The sequence below is a fragment of the Pseudomonas sp. GL_117 genome (genome assembly GCF_057835125.1).
The window spans coordinates 1,696,791-1,714,223 of sequence record NZ_CM174418.1 but is presented as its reverse complement, the minus strand read 5'-3'; the positions used below and the strand labels follow the sequence as shown (position 1 = coordinate 1,714,223).

Genomic DNA, 17,433 nt, shown 5'->3' with positions numbered 1-17,433 from the left:
CGTAGTGCTTCCTCAATTAAACCAGGACGCCGGACTGGCGCAGGGCCTGTCGCAGCGGTTCATGACAGGCTTCGCTCAGACGGGTGAGCGGCAGACGGATACCGTCCGGCATCATGCCCATTTCAGTCAGCGCCCACTTCACGGGAATAGGGTTGGATTCGATAAACAGTGTCTTGTTGAGCGGCATCAGCTTCTCGTGGATCGCGCGGGCGGTCACGGCGTCACCGGCGATGGCGGCGGCGCACATTTCGCTCATGGCACGCGGGGCCACGTTGGCGGTCACGGAGATGTTGCCTTTGCCGCCCAGCAGCATCAGTTCGACAGCGGTGGCGTCGTCACCGGAATACACCAGGAAATCGCTGCTCACGCCGGCCAGGATGTCCTTGGCGCGTTGCAGGTCGCCGGTGGCTTCCTTGATACCGATGATGTTCGGTACGGTGGACAGGCGGATCACCGTCTCGGCCTTCATATCACACGCGGTACGACCCGGTACGTTATAGAGGATCTGCGGGATGTCGACCGCTTCGGCAATGGCGCGGAAATGCTGGTACAGGCCTTCCTGGGTCGGCTTGTTGTAGTACGGCGTCACCAGCAGGCAGGCATCGGCGCCGGCCTTCTTGGCGTTTTTGGTCAGCTCGATCGCTTCGCGCGTCGAGTTGGCGCCCGTACCGGCGATCACGGCAATGCGGCCCGCCACACGCTTGACCACGAATTCGATGACCTGGATGTGTTCTTCCACATCGAGGGTGGCCGACTCACCTGTGGTGCCGACCGCCACAATGGCGTTGGTGCCTTCTTGCAGGTGGAAGTCCACCAGTTTGCCCAGGCTGTCCCAGTCGAGATGACCTTGTGCATCCATGGGTGTGACCAGTGCCACCATACTGCCCGCAATCATGCAACCGCTCCTGCCGGAAAAAGAGAGCCGTAATGGTACTGGCGCCAAGATGCTTGCACAAGCAAAGTACCGCCTGAGGATGCGTTCTGGCGCAACTAAACGACAGGCAATGCCATCATTGGGCCAAAGGCTGCCTCCAAGCGCGTCGAAATCCGGCCGTTCACGCAATGAAAACGCCACCTCCTAGCCCTTGGCGACGGTTTTCGCTACCCTTCATCCTTTGATCGATACAGCCCACGCGGTATCGACCGCTCATCGCTTTAGGAAGGCTGCATGTCCACCCCCACAGTTCGCGAACAATTCCTTGTTATCAGTGCCCTCGGCGCCAACCCCATGGAGCTGACCAACGTCCTGTGCCGCGCCAGCCATGAGAACCGCTGCGCCGTCGTGACCTCCCGCCTGACCCGCCACGGCGAGTGCAGCGCGCTGGTCCTGCAGATTTCCGGCTCCTGGGACGCCCTGGCGCGCCTGGAAACCGGCCTGCCCGGCCTGGCCAAGAAACACAACTTCACCGTCAACGTGGTGCGCAGCGCCGCCCTGGAAAACCGTCCGCAGGCCTTGCCCTATGTGGCGTATGTCAGCTCGGCGTACCGTTCGGACATCGTCAACGAGCTGTGCCAGTTCTTTATCGACCACAACGTCGAGCTGGAGAACCTGACCTGCGACACCTACCAGGCACCACAAACCGGCGGCACCATGCTCAACGCCACGTTTACCGTGACCTTGCCGGCTGGTGTACAGATCAGCTGGTTGCGCGACCAGTTCCTGGACTTCGCCGATGCCCTGAACCTCGACGCATTGATCGAGCCATGGCGCCCACAGAACCCTATGTAAGGAACGCCCCATGCCGGTTGTCATCGACACACCCGTAGCCGATTTCGAAGCTCAGGCCACCAGCGGCCAGACCTTCAGCCTCGCCGCCCTCAAGGGCAAGCAAGTGGTGATCTACTTCTACCCCAAGGACAGCACCCCGGGCTGCACCACCGAAGGCCAAGGGTTCCGTGACCACTACGCAGCGTTCAAGGCGGCCAACACCGAAGTGTTCGGGGTGTCGCGCGACAGCGTGAAGTCCCACGAGAACTTCAAGGCCAAGCAGGAATTCCCCTTCGAGCTGATCAGCGACAAGGACGAAGCGGTCTGCCAGCTGTTTGATGTGATCAAGCTGAAGAAGCTGTATGGCAAGGAATACCTGGGCGTGGATCGCAGCACGTTCCTTATCGACAAGGATGGCGTACTGCGCCAGGAATGGCGTGGCGTGAAGGTGCCTGGGCATGTGGATGCCGTATTGGCCGCAGCACAATCCTTGAACAAAGCATAACTGTAGTGAGCGCGCTTGCCCCGCGCTGGGGGGGCGAAGCCGCCCTAAACCCAGGCACCTCGGTGTATCAGTAAGACCGCGGCGGTTGGATTTGGGGCGGCTTCGCCCCCCCAGCGCGGGGCAAGCCCGCCCACTACAGCAGCCCGTTACAACAGTGGCGCTACCACGGGTTCTTGCCGAGGCCAGGCATCCAACACCGCCTTGAACAGCGTCGCCAGGGGGATCGCAAAAAACACTCCCCAGAATCCCCACAACCCGCCGAACAACAGCACCGCGCAGATGATCGCCACCGGGTGCAGGTTGACCGCCTCCGAAAACAGCAGCGGCACAAGCACGTTGCCATCCAGGGTCTGGATGATCCCGTAGACCGCCATCAGGTAGATGAACTGATCACTCCAACCCCATTGGAACAGCGCGATCAGCGTCACCGGCACCGTCACCACCACGGCGCCGACATAAGGGACAACCACCGAGACCCCCACCAACAATGCCAGCAGCGCGGCGTAGTTCAGGTCCAGGGCGATAAAGGCGATGTAGGTCACGCCGCCGCAAATAATGATCTCAATGACCTTGCCACGGATGTAGTTGGCGATCTGTCGGTTCATCTCCTCGGCCACCCGCGTGATCAGCGCCCGCTCGCGCGGCAGGTAGCCGCGCACCCAGCGGCCGATCATGGCGCGGTCCTTGAGGAAGAAAAACACCAGGATCGGCACCAGCACCAGGTAGATCATGATGTTGACCAACAACGGCAAGCTGGACAGGGAAAACGTCAGCGCCCACTGGCCGAACTTTCCGATCTCGCCGCGCGCCACTTCGATGGCCTGCAACACCTGCTCGTCCGACACCAGATGGGGATAACGCTCCGGCAACAGCAGCAACAGCGACTGCCATTTGGCAAGCATGCCCGGCAGCTCGTTGAACAGGGTGATCAGCTGATGCCACAGCAACGGCAACACCACCACGATAAACAGCACCAGCAGCCCCATGAACAAGGCAAATACCAACCCCACCGCCACACCGCCCGGCAAGCGCAACCGCTCAAGGGTTGTGACCAGGCCCTGCATCAGGTAGGCCAGCACCATCCCCGCCAGGACCGGCGCCAGCATGCCACCCAAAGTGAGCACCGCCGTAAAGGCCAGGAACAGCAGGACGGCCAGCACTACCGCTTCCTCATCGGAGAAGTAGCGCTGAATCCAGTCTCGTAACACTTTGAACATCAATAGACCTCAGGTGGTGGGGGCGAACGGTTCAGGCCTTGCGCAACCAGTAACGGTACACACCGGCGGCGTCCTCTTCGTGCAGCAGGGTGTGACCGGCCAGTTTGGCAAACGTCCGGAAATCACGCTGGGAGCCTGCATCCGTGGCGATTACCTTGAGCACCGCGCCGCTGGCCAATCGATTGAGCTCCAGCTTGGCCTTGAGCAAAGGCAACGGGCAATTGAGGCCGCTGGCATCGAGTTCGGCATCAAAGGCTACAGCGTCGGTCATGGTTTTACTCCGGGCACGGGTTTGAGCTGCTTAGAATATCTGGTCCGAAGCTCAGTGTCCGGCTACAGTAAGCTCTTTGTCGAAAGGCTCTGTGCATGACTTTTTTGCGCCCCACCCTGCTGACGCTGGCTTGCCTGCTGGCCTCCCCAGGCTTCGCTGACGACCTGCCGTCACTTGGCGACGCCAGTTCTGCCATTGTCTCGCCACAACAGGAATACCAGCTGGGCCGTGCCTGGCTGGCCTACTTGCGGGGCCAGGTCTCGCAACTGAATGATCCGCAACTCAAGGATTATGTCGAAACCAGCGTGTACAAACTGGTGGAGACCAGCCAGGTCAATGACCGGCGCCTGGAGTTCATCTTGATCAACAGCCCGCAACTCAACGCCTTTGCCGCACCTGGCGGGATCGTCGGGGTCAACGGCGGCCTGTTCCTCAATGCGCAGACCGAGGGGGAATACGCCTCGGTACTGGCCCACGAATTGGCTCACCTGTCCCAACGCCACTTCGCACGCGGTGTGGAAGCGCAGCAGCGCATGCAGATCCCGATGATGGCCGCCCTGCTCGGCGGCATCATTGCCGCTGCCGCAGGTGCAGGTGACGCCGGCATTGCCGCGATTGCCGGCACCCAGGCCGCTGCCATCCAGGAACAGCGCCGCTTCTCGCGCCAGAACGAGCAAGAAGCCGATCGCATCGGCATCCTCAACCTGGAAAAAGCCGGTTACGACCCGCGCTCCATGCCGACCATGTTCGAACGCCTGATGCGCCAATACCGCTTCGACGCCAAGCCACCGGAATTCTTGCTGACGCACCCGGTGACCGAATCGCGGATCGCCGACACCCGCAACCGCGCCGAGCAAGCCAAATCCGGCGGCAAGGAAGACAGCCTGCGCTATCAACTGATTCGCGCACGGGTGCAGTTGCAATACGAGGACACACCAGGCCTTGCGGCCAAGCGTTTCCAGGCGCAATTGGACGAGAACCCGAAAAACGATGTGGCGCGTTATGGCTTGGCCATCGCGCAGATCAAAGGCTCCCAGTTCAAGGAAGCGCGGGAGAACCTCGCACCGTTGCTGGCCAAGGCGCCCAACGACATCACCTACAACCTGGCTCAAGTCCAACTGGACATCGACAACAACCACCTGCCGGATGCGCAACAGCGTACGGATCGGATGCTCACGCAATATCCCGGCAACTATCCGTTGAATCAGGTGCGCGTGGACCTTCTGCTGAAACAGAACCGTACCGCCGATGCAGAGAAAGCCTTGGACGGTTTGCTCAAGTCCCGCCCCGATGATCCCGATGTCTGGTATCAGGTCGCCGAAACGCGCGGCTTGTCTGGCAACATCATTGGCCTGCACCAGGCACGCGCCGAGTACTTTGCGCTGGTGGGCGACTTCCAGCAGGCCATCCAGCAGTTGGACTTCGCCAAGCGCAGGGCGGGCAGCAATTTCCCGTTATCGTCACGCATCGATGCACGCCAGCGTGAACTGATCGAACAGGAACGCCTGGTGAAGGGGATGATGAGCTAACCCACCCATCGCCCACAAAAAAGCCCCGCCCTCGTCAACCGAGGGCGGGGCTTTTAATTGAGCTAGCGGATTATTCGGCCAGCTTGAAGGTAATGAAGCTGGCACGCCCCTGGCGCAACACACGCATGGACACCGAACGATTCTTCGGCAACGCCTTGGCGATGTCGGTGAATTGCTTGGTGGTTTCAATGGCCTGGTTGTTCAGGTGAGTAATGACGTCGCCTGGTTGCAGGCCGATCAGTGCCGCAGGACCGTCCTGCACTTCCTTGATCACCACGCCGCTCTTGAGGTCGAAGCTTTTCTTCTGCTCGTCGGTCATCTCGACCACAGCAATACCCAGGCGGTTGCTGCTGCGCTCGGCACCAGGCTTGGCGTTGCCCAGGGCATCGAGGGTGGCGCCCTCTTCGGGGATGGCACCGACGGTCAGTTCAACGGTCTGGCGCTTGCCTTCACGAATCACTTCCAGCTTGGCCTTGGCGCCGGCCTTGAGCGCGCCGACCAGATGCGGCAGGTCGGCCGACATGACAATTGGCTGGCCATTCATGCTCAGAATCACGTCGCCGACTTGCAGGCCACCCTTGGCTGCCGGGCCACCGTCCTGAATCTGCGCGACCAGGGCACCGGCCGGCTTGTCGAGGCCGAAGGACTCAGCCAGATCCTTGTTCACTTCCTGGATCACCACGCCCAACCAGCCACGGCTGACCTTGCCACCGCTCTTGAGCTGATTGGAAACGTCCATGGCCACATCGATCGGGATGGCGAACGACACGCCCATGAAACCACCTGAACGGGTGTAGATCTGCGAGTTGATCCCCACCACTTCGCCGGCCAGGTTGAACAGCGGACCACCGGAGTTGCCCGGGTTGATCGGCACGTCGGTCTGGATGAACGGCACGTAGTTCTCGTTCGGCAGGCTGCGCCCAATGGCGCTGACAATGCCTTGGGTCACGGTGTGGTCAAAGCCGAACGGCGAACCGATGGCGACAACCCACTGCCCGGCTTTCAAGTCCTGGGATTTACCCAGCTTGAGAACCGGCAGGTCCTTGCCATCGATCTTCAGCAAGGCCACGTCGGAACGCGGGTCAGTACCCACCAGCTTGGCTTTCAGCTCACTGCGATCCGCCAGGCGCACGAGAATCTCGTCAGCATCGGCAATCACGTGGTTGTTGGTGAGGATGTAACCATCCGGCGAGATGATGAAGCCCGAGCCCAGGGACTGCGCCTCACGCTGGCCACCGCCACCGCGGGGCGAACGCTGTTGCGGCATGCCGCGCTCGAAGAACTCGCGCAGCATCGGCGGCAGGCCTTCCAGGTCCGGCATCTGCTGATTGGAAACTTTGCGGTCCGGCAGTTTCTGCGTGGTACTGATGTTCACCACCGCAGGCGAGGCCTGCTCAACCAGTTGGGTGAAGTCAGGCAACTCGGCCGCTTGCGCAGGCAAGGCCTGACCCAGCACCAATACCGTGGCGACTATGGATAGATAAGACTTCAAACGTGGTATCGACATACAGCTCCCGTTACGACGAGCAGGGTTGAGCGACAGGGTTCAAGAAACGCCGAAAACTGCGACCGACATTTTTGTTCCGCGAACAAAGCAAGGCCAGAGCCGACAAGCCCTGACCTATAAAAAACATGGGGGATTTTTGCAAGTGAAAATGCTGATCCATTCATTTCATGCTCTCGGCAACCGACCCGGCATGGGCTTAACATTGAAAGCTCAGGATGAACATAGGATTAACAACTCACGGCTGGGCGGCGGTCTTTTTTTCGCCGCGCACCGACAGTGCGATGCGTTCAGCAGTACCGATCGGAATTTCGCCGACAACCGTCACCATCATCTCGCCGTCCACCGTGTTCAGGCGCCGCGAGACGGCGACTGTAGGCCCCAATTGGGTGCGGGTTTCAGTGACGCTTGCATCGTTGATCGGCTCAAGAAATACCGAGAAGCGCGCCAGCCCGTCTTCATACATCAGGCTATCGACCGTTGCTTTCGTCTGGGTATCGGTGCGCGCTGCACTATTGGTCAGTTGAAACCCCGGCGGCAACCATTCCATATGCCAGTTCTCGGTTGTCGGGACTTGCGGCGCGCTAGCGCCAGCTGCGGCGATAGGCGTGCATTCGCTGCTGGGTTGCAAATCGCGATCACCCGGCACGGTCGACGTATTTAAACGCGTGAACTGAAAACGCTCCAGCAACTGCCCCTGGTCATTGAGCAGCAGGGACTTGAGTGGCAAGGCGGTATCACGGTCCAGGTGCAGCTCGAAGCCGTAACGATATTGGTCACGGGGCGTGATCGAGACGATCACTGCATTACGACCGGCCACGCGGGACTTGCCGATGACGGCCAGTTCATAGAATTCATTGAGTTTTTGCGGATCAAGCGCACGTGACGGTGCATCACGCGAATTGCCAAGGCCTGCGACAAGGGTGCCGCTGACACACTGAGTACGGCCGTCCAACCGCACGACTTCCTGGGCAGAGCCATCGAGCTGCAAGAGCCGCTCACGGACCTGACCATCCTGGACACGATGCCAGATGTCATGGGTGGAAAAACTGCCGTTACGCTCGTAGACGAACGTACCTTGAAAGCTTTGCTGCTGCTCTGCACGCCCAAGTCGAGTCAGCCAGTCTTGGGCTTCATCGGCGTGGGCGGGGAGTGCAAACCAACTGCTGAGCAAAAGCGTAAGGAGCGGTATGGCGCGCATAGAGCTCCTTACGAATCAGCGGTTTTCCAGGCTTGCGGCGCGAGCATAAGGCAGCGCGCTTTCAGTGCCTTTCAGAGCCGATTCCTGTGCGTGTTGGCGCAGGTAGCCTGGAAGACGCTGGTCCTGCCAGCCGGATTGGCCTTGCAGTACACCGTTGGCCATCGGGCCGGTGGTGTCAGAGCTTTCCTTGTAGCCGGCCAATACCGCTGGGCCTTTGACTTGCGGACCGGCCATGACCGGCTGCTGGGTCTGCTGGGCCAGTTCGGCACCGGCTATTTCGTCCTGGTTGTACAGGCGAACACCCGCCAGCACTGCAACAGTCACCGAGGCAGCGACTGCCAGGCGACCCAGGCTACGCCATGGACCACGTGCAGCTTTTGCCGGAACGGCTTCATCAGCCAGAGCGGCAGAAACGGCCGCAGCAATATCCAGACGAGGGATTAGAAGATCCTTGTGCATCACCGCCCGAGCGACTTGGTAACGAGACCAGGTATCACGGGTTTCGGCGTCATCAAATGCGTTGAGCACTCGACGAAGTTCCAGTTCATCCGCTTCGTTATCCATCACTGCGGACAGCGATTCCTGCAGGGCATCACGACTCATGGCGGTTCCTCTCTTGGCTGTCGCCGCTGTCTTTAGTTCTCTTGCAACAACGGTTGCAAGGCTTTATCGATGGCTTCCCGGGCCCGGAAAATCCGTGACCTTACAGTCCCCACCGGACACTGCATGACGCTCGCAATGTCTTCGTAACTCAGACCATCGAATTCACGTAAAGTTAACGCCGTACGCAAATCTTCTGGCAGTTGCTGAATGGTGCGATGAACGGTGCCTTCGATCTCGTCGCGCAGCAATGCACGCTCCGGCGACTCGAGATCTTTGAGGCCGTGATCACCATCGTAAAATTCAGCATCTTCTGAACTAACATCACTATCCGGTGGGCGGCGTCCGCGAGAGACCAGATAGTTCTTCGCCGTGTTGATGGCGATGCGGTACAGCCACGTGTAAAACGCACTGTCACCGCGGAAATTGCCTAGTGCACGGTACGCCTTGATAAAGGCTTCCTGTGCAACGTCCTGCGCTTCATGGGTGTCGTGCACAAACCGCACGATCAACCCGAGAATTTTGTGCTGGTATTTCAGCACTAGCAGATCAAAAGCTCGCTTGTCGCCGCGTTGAACGCGCTCGACCAGCTGCTGATCCTCTTCCTGGGTTAGCATGAACACTCCTCGTTGTACTTGAAGGAGGCTTGCATAACTAAACGATCAGGCTTGCAAACATAGACTCGGTCTTTTCGCAAAAGTTCTCCCCCTTCAAGCAAGTTTCCGGCACGCACTGATTTGGCACACACGAAAAACGCAGCACGGGCAACGCCGGCTGCGCGAATAATCTTGTCGCCGGTTTTCTGACGCGTCCAATGCTCCCGACGGGCCAATAAACTCAACGTTTTCCCAGCTTTCGGGCAACCTGCTATTGAGTCGAGGCTTATGCAAAAAGTTCCCGCTTCAATAACCAGCTGATTTTACCCGAGCCGTGCACCGTAATCTCACATTGCCACGAATGCCCGGCTATTGTGCCGCTCCCCCCCTCTATATACTAGTAGCCCGTGTGCCCCTTTGATTCGCCGATCCAGGCGTCCTGTCTGCGCCTGCCCTTTGGATCGCTTTTTGCGGAATCCTTCTAATGAGCCAACAGTTTCAACACGATGTCCTGGTGATCGGTAGCGGCGCGGCCGGCTTGAGTCTGGCGCTGACCCTCCCCAGCCATCTGCGCATTGCGGTCCTGAGCAAGGGCGACCTGGCCAACGGCTCGACATTCTGGGCCCAGGGCGGCGTCGCTGCCGTGCTGGATGACACCGACACCGTGCAATCCCACGTCGAAGACACCCTCAACGCCGGCGGCGGCCTGTGTCATGAAGACGCGGTGCGCTTCACCGTGGAGCACAGCCGCGAGGCGATCCAATGGCTGATCGACCAGGGCGTGCCGTTCACCCGCGATGAACACGCGGGCAGCGATGACGGCGGTTTCGAATTCCACCTGACCCGTGAAGGCGGCCACAGCCACCGTCGCATCATCCACGCCGCCGACGCCACCGGCGCCGCGATCTTCAAGACCCTGCTCGACCAAGCCCGCCAACGCCCCAACATCGAATTGCTGGAGCAACGCGTCGCCGTCGACCTGATCACCGAAAAACGCCTGGGCCTGGAAGGCGATCGCTGCCTCGGCGCCTATGTGCTCAACCGTGGCAGCGGCGAAGTCGACACCTACGGTGCGCGCTTCACCATTCTCGCTTCGGGCGGCGCGGCCAAGGTCTACCTCTACACCAGTAACCCTGACGGTGCCTGCGGCGACGGCATCGCCATGGCCTGGCGTTCGGGCTGTCGGGTGGCGAACCTGGAATTCAACCAGTTCCACCCCACCTGCCTGTACCACCCGCAGGCCAAGAGTTTCCTGATCACCGAAGCCCTGCGCGGCGAAGGCGCACACCTGAAACTGCCGAACGGCGAACGCTTCATGCAACGCTTCGACCCGCGCGCCGAACTGGCCCCACGGGACATCGTCGCCCGCGCCATCGACCATGAAATGAAGCGCCTGGGTATCGACTGCGTGTACCTGGACATCAGCCACAAACCCGAAGCCTTCATCAAGACCCACTTCCCCACCGTCTACGAACGCTGCCTGGCCTTCAACATCGACATCACCAAAGGCCCGATCCCGGTCGTCCCGGCCGCGCACTACACCTGCGGCGGCGTAATGGTCGACCAAAATGGCCGCACCGACGTGCCCGGCCTGTATGCGATTGGCGAAACCAGCTTCACCGGCCTGCACGGCGCCAATCGCATGGCCAGCAACTCGCTGCTCGAATGCTTCGTCTACGCCCGCTCGGCGGCGGCGGACATCCTCGAACAACTGCCACGCATCCCCGTGCCGGATGCCCTGCCCCGCTGGGACGCAAGCCAGGTCACCGATTCGGACGAAGACGTGATCATCGCCCACAACTGGGACGAGCTGCGGCGCTTCATGTGGGACTACGTGGGGATCGTGCGTACCAACAAGCGCCTGCAACGCGCGCAGCACCGGGTCCGGCTGTTGCTGGATGAGATCGACGAGTTCTACAGCAACTACAAAGTCAGCCGCGACCTGATCGAGTTGCGCAACCTGGCCCAAGTCGCGGAACTGATGATCCGCTCAGCCATGGAACGCAAGGAAAGCCGCGGCCTGCACTACACCCTCGACTACCCCGAGATGCTGCCCGAAGCCCACGACACTATCCTGGTGCCAACCACCTACGGCGACTGAACTTCAAGCGCACCCGCAGGCGCCGATGCACATCGGCTGCCTGCGAATCACCCGGCACACAGATCGAACGCACCCACCACTGCCCCGGCACGCGATAGCGCAGCACCACGATCAGCGGCAACGCCAGGCTGTCGGGGCGCAACTGCACGCTATGCCAACCCCGCTCGGCGCTGAACAGGTGCCAACCGTCTGCGTCGCGGCGCAGGCCACGAATCGACGAACGGTGAGTCAGCAGGATATGACGCGGCAAGACCCAGGCGGCATGCGCCAGGCACACCAACAGACCAAGGCTGGAATAGGACAGATCAAGCAACAAAAGCGCACCCAGCGCGAATAGCTGGGCAAGGAGATACGCCGCCAGCAACAGCCGTGAGGCCTGCCAGCGGCATTCAAAGGCGTGATTACTTGGGCTGGACACGATCCAGAATCATCCGAACCATGCGCTGCAGCTCCGGATCTTCAGATTCGGCGCGCTCCATGAACCAGCCGAACATGTCCTGATCTTCGCACGTCAGCAGCCGCACATAGAGGTCGCGGTCCACTTGATTGAGCGTCGCGTAAACCTCTTTGGTAAAAGGCACCAACAACACGTCCAATTCCAGCATGCCACGACGGCTGTGCCAGTAGAGGCGATTGATTTCAACATCTTCGACCATGGAACGCTCCTCAAATAGGCGGCAAGTATACAGGCCCGGCCGCACCCGAACAGTCGGCTTTGGTCGCCCCATACGGAAACTATCCATTTGCCGGGCGCCCCTCTATGATGCACCCATGACTTTTTGACCTGCGATGACCCATGGCTGACTCCGCTTTCTTCTGCCCCCTGTCCCACGAAGGCGTTCTCGCCGTCCGCGGCTCCGACGCTGCCAAGTTCCTGCAAGGGCAACTGACCTGCAACCTCAACTACCTGAGCGATACCCAGGCCAGCCTCGGCGCGCGCTGCACGCAAAAAGGGCGCATGCAATCGAGCTTTCGCATCCTGCTGCAAGGTGACGGCGTGTTGCTGGCCATGGCCACCGAGCTGCTGGAGCCGCAACTGGCCGACTTGAAGAAATACGCCGTCTTCTCCAAATCCAAACTCACCGACGAAAGCGCCGCCTGGGTGCGTTTCGGCCTGATGGGTGCGGATCCGGCACTGACCGCCCTCGGCCTTGAACTGCCAGCCGAGACCGACAGCGTTGCACGCACCGAGCACTTGATCGCGATTCGGGTTTCGCCCGAGCGCGCCGAGCTCTGGGTGCCCGTCGAGCACGCCGACACCGTGCGCGCCCAATTGGCTGCGCAAGCGCAAGAAACCGACCTGAACGAATGGCTGCTGGGCCAGATCCGCGCCGGCATCGGCCAGGTCATGGCGCAAACCCGCGAACTGTTCATCCCGCAGATGCTCAACCTGCAAGCCATCGGCGGCGTCAGCTTCAAGAAAGGCTGCTACACCGGCCAGGAAATCGTCGCGCGCATGCAGTACCTGGGCAAACTCAAACGCCGCCTGTACCGTTTGCGCCTGGATACGCTTGAAACACCCGAGCCAGGCACCCCGCTGTTTTCGCCCAGCCATAACAGCTCGATCGGCGAAGTGGTGATTGCAGCAAAAGCTGACCAGACGATTGAACTTCTGGCCGTATTGCAAGCCGAAGCTGCCGATAGTGGCGATGTGCATCTAGGCAGCCTTGAAGGCCCCGCCCTGCACCTGCTTGACCTGCCATACACACTCGACCGCGATCGAGAGATCCAGCGTTAATCGCCGTACCTTTTGGCAACACCCTAGAGATCCTGAATGAACAAGCTGGCGGAAAAAGTCCAACAGGCTTTGATTACGGCCATCGGCAACGATGATCTGGTTCTGCCGACATTACCCGAAGTGGCGCTGCAAATTCGCCAGGCCGCCGAAGACCCGGAAATCAGCATCAGCCACTTGAGCAAAGTGATCGGGCGCGACACCGCGCTGTCGGCGCGCCTGATCAAAGTGGTCAACAGCCCGCTGTTGCGTGCGACCCAGGAAGTCACCGACCTGCACACCGCCATCACCCGGCTGGGCACCAACTACAGCAGCAACCTGGCCATCGGCCTGGTGATGGAACAGATCTTCCACGCCCGCTCCGAAACGGTCGAACAAAAGATGCGCGATGTCTGGCGCCGCAGCCTCGAAGTGGCAGGCGTCAGCTATGCATTGTGCCGCAGCCACAGCCAGCTCAAGCCGGACCAGGCAGCCCTTGGCGGCCTGGTGCATCAGATCGGTGTGCTGCCGATCCTGACCTACGCCGAGGACCACTACGAACTGCTATCGGACCCGATCGCCCTCAACCACGTGATCGACAGCATCCACCCACTGCTCGGCGACAAGCTGCTGCACGGCTGGGATTTCCCGGAGATGCTGGCCAGCCTGCCGGGGCAATACCTGAACCTTGAACGTGACTCCGCCAGCCTCGACTACATCGATCTGGTGCAAATCGCCATGCTGTATTGCCATCGCGGCACCGACCACCCCTTGGCGGATGTGGTGGTTTCCACACTCCCCGCGCTCAAGAAGCTGCGCGTCGATCCGTACAGCGAAGCCCTGCGCGCCGAGCTGGATGAAGCACGCTCGATGTTCTACTGATCAACCGGCGATAAAGCTCACCCGCACCTTCAATCCCGCCAGTTCGCCATCGTGCAGGCTGATCTGCGCCAGGTGCGCGCGGCAGATCTCGCCGACAATCGCCAGCCCCAGGCCAGAGCCCAAGCCCTGCTGGCTGCGGCGGTAGAAGCGCTCGAAGACCCGGTCGCGCTCATCCAGCGGGATGCCCGGGCCATCGTCCTCCACTTCCAGCACCGCCGGCGCCGTGACCCGCAAGATCACATTGCCACCCGGTGGTGTATGGGCCAGGGCGTTGTCCACCAGGTTGCTCAACAACTCGTTCAACAGCGTCGGCTCGCCGCGCAGCCATACCGGCTCATCGGCCTCCAACGCCAACGCCACACCGCGTGCATGGGCCAGCGGCGCCATGGCCATGCCCAGCTCCCGGGCCAATTGGCTCAGATCGAGCAGTTGCGCACCGCCCTCGGCAATCGCCCGTGCACCGTTTTCGATACGCGCCAGCGACAACAGCTGATTAGCCAGATGGGTCAGGCGATCCGTGCCCTGGGCCGCGCTTTCCAGGGTGCTGCGCCAGGTCGGTGGGTCTTCGGCACGCAGGCCCAACTCCAAGCGCGCCTTGAGCGCCGCCAGCGGTGTGCGCAGCTCGTGGGCCGCGTCGGCAATAAACTGTGCCTGGCGCTCGAACTGGCCACGCAGGCGTTCGGTGAAATGATTGAGCGAACGCACCAACGGGCCGAATTCATGCTGCACTTCCACCAACGGCAGCGGCCGCAGATCATCGGGTTGGCGCTCTTCCACGGCGGTGCGCAAACGCTCCAGCGGGCGCAACGCGGCGCTCACGGCAAACCACACCAACAGCAAGGCACCGACGGCAAGCATGCCCAAGCGCAGCAAGGTATCAGCCATCAGGCTGCGCGCCATGCTCACACGGGCTTCGTCGGTCTCGGCCACGCGGATCTCCGCCATGCCGTTCATGTTTGGCTCGGAGACCGCCTTGAGCAGGCTCACCACACGCACCGGCTGGCCCAGGTAGGTGGCGTCGTAGAATCGCGCCAACGCCGGGTAATCATCAGTGCGCGGCGTGCCGGGTGGCGGGCCGGGAAGGTTTTCGTAGCCGGAAATCAGCTTCTGATCAATATCATTGACCTGATAGTAAATACGCCCGGCGCTGTCGTAGGCAAACGTGTCCAGGGCCACATACGGTACGTTGGCACTGAGGGTGCCGTCGACCTGGGTCAGGCCGGCGGCGATGGTCCGCGCCGAGGCGAGCAAGGTGCGGTCGTAGGCGGTGTCAGCGGCCTCGCGCCCGTTCCAGTAGGCACTCATGCCGCTGGCGAGCATCAACAACACCAGCAATAGCGCCAGGTTCCACAACAGGCGCCAGCGCAAACTGCTGGGTTTATGCATCGCGCGCTTCCAGCAGGTAGCCGAGGCCACGAAAGGTCACGATGGCGATGGGCTGGCCATCGAGTTTTTTGCGCAGACGGTGCACGTAGATTTCGATGGCATCGGGGCTGGCTTCTTCGTCCAGGCCGAACACCTGGGACGCCAGCTGCTCTTTACTCATGACCCGCCCCGGACGTGCAATCAGCGCCTCAAGCACCGCCTGCTCGCGGGACGTCAACGTCATCAGTTCGCCCCCCACCGTAAAGCGCCGGGTATCCAGGTCATAGACCAACACACCACACGCCTGCTGGCGCTCGCCGCCCAACACACTGCGCCGCAGCAACGCCTTGACCCGCGCTTCCAGTTCCGTCAGTTCAAAAGGCTTGGCCAGGTAATCGTCGGCGCCGAGGTTCAGGCCGTGCACGCGGTCCTTCACATCACTGCGCGCGGTCAGCATCAACACCGGCAGGTTTTTCCCACGCGCCCGCAAGCGTGCGAGCACCTCGAAACCGTCCATGCGCGGCAGCCCCACATCGAGGATCGCCGCCGCGTATTCCTCGCTGCTCAAGGCCAGGTCCGCGGCCACGCCATCGTGCAACACGTCGACGGTCAACCCCGTGCTCTTGAGCGCCTGGGCAACACTTTCGGCGAGTTGCAGGTGGTCTTCAACCAACAGGACACGCATGGATTTGTACCTCGTTCAGGGGTGGTCGACGCCACGCTTTGGCGGGCAGTTTACAGGCGCAACCTGCCCTGTGAAGCCCGAAAACATTGAAAGGTGGTTGAAAGGTTAGTGAAAGCTTCGCCCTTTAGCATCCAGACACGGTGGTCTTTGCCCACTGAGCTGCCTGAGCCGCAGCGCCCGAAAAACGCCTCGAAGCGTTTTCGTCAAAATAAGAACAATAACGGAGTACACCACGATGCTGTCGACACAGCCCCAGGCATTCTCGCCTGTGCGTTTTCCCCGCCTGACCCAGACCGCCCTTGCCAGCGCCGCTGCCCTTGCCGGCTTTTCGCCGCTTAGCCAGGCTGCCTTCTTCGAAGACAGTAGCGGTACCCTGGAAACCCGCAACATGTACTTCAACCGCGACTTCCGCGACGGCACCAGTGCACAGCAATCCAAACGCGACGAATGGGCCCAGGGGTTCATGCTCAACCTGCAATCGGGCTACACCGACGGCACCGTCGGCTTTGGCGTGGACGCGTTGGGCATGCTCGGCGTCAAGCTCGACTCCAGCCCCGACCGTACCGGCACCGGCCTGCTGCCCACCCATGATGACGGCCGCGCCGCCAACGAATACGCCAAACTGGGCCTGACCGGTAAAGTGAAGATCTCTGCCACCGAGCTGAAGATCGGCTCATTGGCCCCCGAACTGCCGATCCTCAAGCCCAACGACGGACGCATCCTGCCGCAAACCTTCAATGGCGGCCTGGTCACCTCCAAGGAGTTCAAGAACCTGGTGTTCACCGGCGGCCGCCTGGACAAAGCCAAGGACCGCGACGACACCAATTACGAAGACATCGCCCTCAACAACAAAAACAGCCGCTTCGTCAGTGGCGCCACCGGCAAGCACTTCAACTTCGGTGGCGTGGACTACAAATTCGCCGACAAGATCACCGGCAGCTACCACTTCGCCCAGCTCGATGACGTGTACCGCCAGCACTTCCTCGGCCTGGTCGCCGCCCGCCCGATGGGCCCCGGCACCTTCTCCACCGACCTGCGCCTGGCCATCAGTGATGACACCGGTAGCGCCCGTGGCGGCAAGATCGACAACAAATCCCTCAACGGCCTGTTCAGCTATGCCCTCAATGGCCATAAGCTCAGCGCCGGCTACCAGCACATGTCCGGTGACAATGCGTTTCCGTATGTGGATGGCAGCGACCCGTACCTGGTCAACTTCGTGCAGATCAACGACTTTGCCGGCGCCGAAGAACGCTCCTGGCAAGCGCGCTACGACTACGACTTCGCCAAACTGGGGATTCCCGGCCTGAGCTTCATGAGCCGCTACATCTCGGGTGACAACATCCAGCTCAAGAACGGCGACACCGGCAAAGAGTGGGAACGCAACAGCGAGATCAAATACGTCGTACAGAGCGGCACGCTCAAGGATGTGGCCGTGCGCCTGCGTAACGCCACGTACCGCTCCAACTATTCAGCCCGTGATGCGGATGAAATGCGCGTGCTGGTCAGCTACAGCATTGCGCTTTGGTAACAGCCACTCATAACAACAATGACGGAG

18 protein-coding genes are annotated in these 17,433 nt (G+C 60.9%); 7 read left to right on the top strand and 11 right to left on the bottom strand.

The features are described from left to right. Positions 1 to 16: 16 nt before the first annotated feature. Complete coding sequence (gene dapA, locus AC3ISR_RS07705) at positions 17 to 895, bottom strand: 4-hydroxy-tetrahydrodipicolinate synthase (RefSeq protein WP_192299155.1); 879 nt, start codon at positions 893 to 895, stop codon at positions 17 to 19. A gap of 273 nt (positions 896 to 1,168) precedes the next feature. On the opposite strand from dapA, the gene AC3ISR_RS07700 reads away from it, so the two are divergent. Then, entirely contained in the window at positions 1,169 to 1,729 is a 561-nt protein-coding gene (locus AC3ISR_RS07700) for a glycine cleavage system transcriptional repressor (RefSeq protein ID WP_017137336.1), read from the top strand. A 10-nt stretch (positions 1,730 to 1,739) separates the two neighbouring features. After that, positions 1,740 to 2,213, top strand: a complete 474-nt coding sequence (locus AC3ISR_RS07695; protein ID WP_192299156.1) for a peroxiredoxin — start codon at positions 1,740 to 1,742, stop codon at positions 2,211 to 2,213. A 146-nt stretch (positions 2,214 to 2,359) separates the two neighbouring features. Here the strand turns inward: AC3ISR_RS07695 and AC3ISR_RS07690 are convergent, their stop codons facing one another. Then, a complete protein-coding gene (locus AC3ISR_RS07690; protein WP_192299157.1) occupies positions 2,360 to 3,430 on the bottom strand; it encodes an AI-2E family transporter in 1,071 nt (356 codons plus the stop codon). A gap of 31 nt (positions 3,431 to 3,461) precedes the next feature. Next, on the bottom strand, positions 3,462 to 3,701 hold the full coding sequence (locus tag AC3ISR_RS07685) for a sulfurtransferase TusA family protein (protein ID WP_010212198.1): 240 nt from the start codon (positions 3,699 to 3,701) through the stop codon (positions 3,462 to 3,464). Positions 3,702 to 3,796: 95 nt separating this feature from the next. Here AC3ISR_RS07685 and AC3ISR_RS07680 point away from each other — a divergent pair, with 95 nt between their 5' ends. After that, positions 3,797 to 5,230: a M48 family metalloprotease gene (locus AC3ISR_RS07680; protein ID WP_463984386.1), complete on the top strand. Its 1,434-nt coding sequence runs from the start codon at positions 3,797 to 3,799 to the stop codon at positions 5,228 to 5,230. Positions 5,231 to 5,300: 70 nt separating this feature from the next. On the opposite strand, the gene AC3ISR_RS07675 is transcribed toward AC3ISR_RS07680, so the two are convergent. From AC3ISR_RS07675 to rpoE, 4 genes are all read right to left on the bottom strand, one after another. After that, a complete protein-coding gene (locus AC3ISR_RS07675; RefSeq protein ID WP_192299159.1) occupies positions 5,301 to 6,737 on the bottom strand; it encodes a DegQ family serine endoprotease in 1,437 nt (478 codons plus the stop codon). Between the two features lie 235 nt (positions 6,738 to 6,972). Next, positions 6,973 to 7,935 carry a MucB/RseB C-terminal domain-containing protein gene (locus AC3ISR_RS07670; RefSeq protein WP_192299160.1) on the bottom strand — a complete coding sequence of 321 codons (963 nt, stop codon included), beginning with the start codon at positions 7,933 to 7,935 and terminating at the stop codon, positions 6,973 to 6,975. A gap of 15 nt (positions 7,936 to 7,950) precedes the next feature. Next, positions 7,951 to 8,538, bottom strand: a complete 588-nt coding sequence (locus tag AC3ISR_RS07665; RefSeq protein ID WP_003172479.1) for a sigma-E factor negative regulatory protein — start codon at positions 8,536 to 8,538, stop codon at positions 7,951 to 7,953. 32 nt (positions 8,539 to 8,570) lie between these two features. Next, entirely contained in the window at positions 8,571 to 9,152 is a 582-nt protein-coding gene (rpoE, locus tag AC3ISR_RS07660; protein ID WP_003172477.1) for an RNA polymerase sigma factor RpoE/AlgU, read from the bottom strand. A gap of 463 nt (positions 9,153 to 9,615) precedes the next feature. Between rpoE and nadB the strand changes: the two genes are divergently transcribed. Next, complete coding sequence (gene nadB / locus AC3ISR_RS07655; protein ID WP_489324672.1) at positions 9,616 to 11,232, top strand: L-aspartate oxidase; 1,617 nt, start codon at positions 9,616 to 9,618, stop codon at positions 11,230 to 11,232. Here nadB and AC3ISR_RS07650 read toward each other — a convergent pair. Together AC3ISR_RS07650 and AC3ISR_RS07645 are read right to left on the bottom strand one after the other, a co-directional pair. After that, positions 11,201 to 11,650, bottom strand: a complete 450-nt coding sequence (locus tag AC3ISR_RS07650) for a hypothetical protein (protein WP_192299166.1) — start codon at positions 11,648 to 11,650, stop codon at positions 11,201 to 11,203. The two genes, nadB and AC3ISR_RS07650, sit on opposite strands and share 32 nt — an antisense overlap. Continuing rightward, a complete protein-coding gene (locus tag AC3ISR_RS07645; protein ID WP_014717362.1) occupies positions 11,634 to 11,888 on the bottom strand; it encodes an FAD assembly factor SdhE in 255 nt (84 codons plus the stop codon). Before AC3ISR_RS07645 ends, AC3ISR_RS07650 begins: the two co-directional genes overlap by 17 nt. A 140-nt stretch (positions 11,889 to 12,028) precedes the next feature. Between AC3ISR_RS07645 and ygfZ the strand changes: the two genes are divergently transcribed. Beyond that, on the top strand, positions 12,029 to 12,970 hold the full coding sequence (gene ygfZ / locus AC3ISR_RS07640) for a CAF17-like 4Fe-4S cluster assembly/insertion protein YgfZ (protein WP_192299167.1): 942 nt from the start codon (positions 12,029 to 12,031) through the stop codon (positions 12,968 to 12,970). Between the two features lie 36 nt (positions 12,971 to 13,006). Further along, positions 13,007 to 13,828, top strand: coding sequence for an HDOD domain-containing protein (locus tag AC3ISR_RS07635; protein WP_192299168.1), 822 nt, complete (start codon positions 13,007 to 13,009; stop codon positions 13,826 to 13,828). Here AC3ISR_RS07635 and AC3ISR_RS07630 read toward each other — a convergent pair whose 3' ends face one another. Then, a complete protein-coding gene (locus tag AC3ISR_RS07630) occupies positions 13,829 to 15,214 on the bottom strand; it encodes a sensor histidine kinase (RefSeq protein WP_192299169.1) in 1,386 nt (461 codons plus the stop codon). It lies immediately after the preceding gene. Further along, positions 15,207 to 15,878, bottom strand: coding sequence for a response regulator (locus AC3ISR_RS07625; RefSeq protein WP_010212220.1), 672 nt, complete (start codon positions 15,876 to 15,878; stop codon positions 15,207 to 15,209). Before AC3ISR_RS07625 ends, AC3ISR_RS07630 begins: the two co-directional genes overlap by 8 nt. A 235-nt stretch (positions 15,879 to 16,113) precedes the next feature. On the opposite strand from AC3ISR_RS07625, the gene AC3ISR_RS07620 reads away from it, so the two are divergent. Further along, on the top strand, positions 16,114 to 17,406 hold the full coding sequence (locus AC3ISR_RS07620) for an OprD family porin (RefSeq protein ID WP_463984417.1): 1,293 nt from the start codon (positions 16,114 to 16,116) through the stop codon (positions 17,404 to 17,406). Positions 17,407 to 17,433: the final 27 nt, after the last annotated feature.

Bases quoted from the DNA above. Each gene is read 5' to 3' on its own strand.
- AC3ISR_RS07700 (WP_017137336.1), top strand. From the start codon at position 1,169: ATGTCCACCCCCACAGTTCGCGAACAATTCCTTGTTATCAGTGCCCTC.
- AC3ISR_RS07620 (WP_463984417.1), top strand. From the start codon at position 16,114: ATGCTGTCGACACAGCCCCAGGCATTCTCGCCTGTGCGTTTTCCCCGC.
- dapA (WP_192299155.1), bottom strand. From the start codon at position 895: ATGATTGCGGGCAGTATGGTGGCACTGGTCACACCCATGGATGCACAA.
- ygfZ (WP_192299167.1), top strand. From the start codon at position 12,029: ATGGCTGACTCCGCTTTCTTCTGCCCCCTGTCCCACGAAGGCGTTCTC.
- AC3ISR_RS07680 (WP_463984386.1), top strand. From the start codon at position 3,797: ATGACTTTTTTGCGCCCCACCCTGCTGACGCTGGCTTGCCTGCTGGCC.
- AC3ISR_RS07625 (WP_010212220.1), bottom strand. From the start codon at position 15,878: ATGCGTGTCCTGTTGGTTGAAGACCACCTGCAACTCGCCGAAAGTGTT.
- AC3ISR_RS07645 (WP_014717362.1), bottom strand. From the start codon at position 11,888: ATGGTCGAAGATGTTGAAATCAATCGCCTCTACTGGCACAGCCGTCGT.
- AC3ISR_RS07670 (WP_192299160.1), bottom strand. From the start codon at position 7,935: ATGCGCGCCATACCGCTCCTTACGCTTTTGCTCAGCAGTTGGTTTGCA.
- rpoE (WP_003172477.1), bottom strand. From the start codon at position 9,152: ATGCTAACCCAGGAAGAGGATCAGCAGCTGGTCGAGCGCGTTCAACGC.
- AC3ISR_RS07630 (WP_192299169.1), bottom strand. From the start codon at position 15,214: ATGCATAAACCCAGCAGTTTGCGCTGGCGCCTGTTGTGGAACCTGGCG.
- AC3ISR_RS07685 (WP_010212198.1), bottom strand. From the start codon at position 3,701: ATGACCGACGCTGTAGCCTTTGATGCCGAACTCGATGCCAGCGGCCTC.
- AC3ISR_RS07690 (WP_192299157.1), bottom strand. From the start codon at position 3,430: ATGTTCAAAGTGTTACGAGACTGGATTCAGCGCTACTTCTCCGATGAG.
- AC3ISR_RS07695 (WP_192299156.1), top strand. From the start codon at position 1,740: ATGCCGGTTGTCATCGACACACCCGTAGCCGATTTCGAAGCTCAGGCC.
- AC3ISR_RS07675 (WP_192299159.1), bottom strand. From the start codon at position 6,737: ATGTCGATACCACGTTTGAAGTCTTATCTATCCATAGTCGCCACGGTA.
- AC3ISR_RS07635 (WP_192299168.1), top strand. From the start codon at position 13,007: ATGAACAAGCTGGCGGAAAAAGTCCAACAGGCTTTGATTACGGCCATC.
- AC3ISR_RS07665 (WP_003172479.1), bottom strand. From the start codon at position 8,538: ATGAGTCGTGATGCCCTGCAGGAATCGCTGTCCGCAGTGATGGATAAC.
- nadB (WP_489324672.1), top strand. From the start codon at position 9,616: ATGAGCCAACAGTTTCAACACGATGTCCTGGTGATCGGTAGCGGCGCG.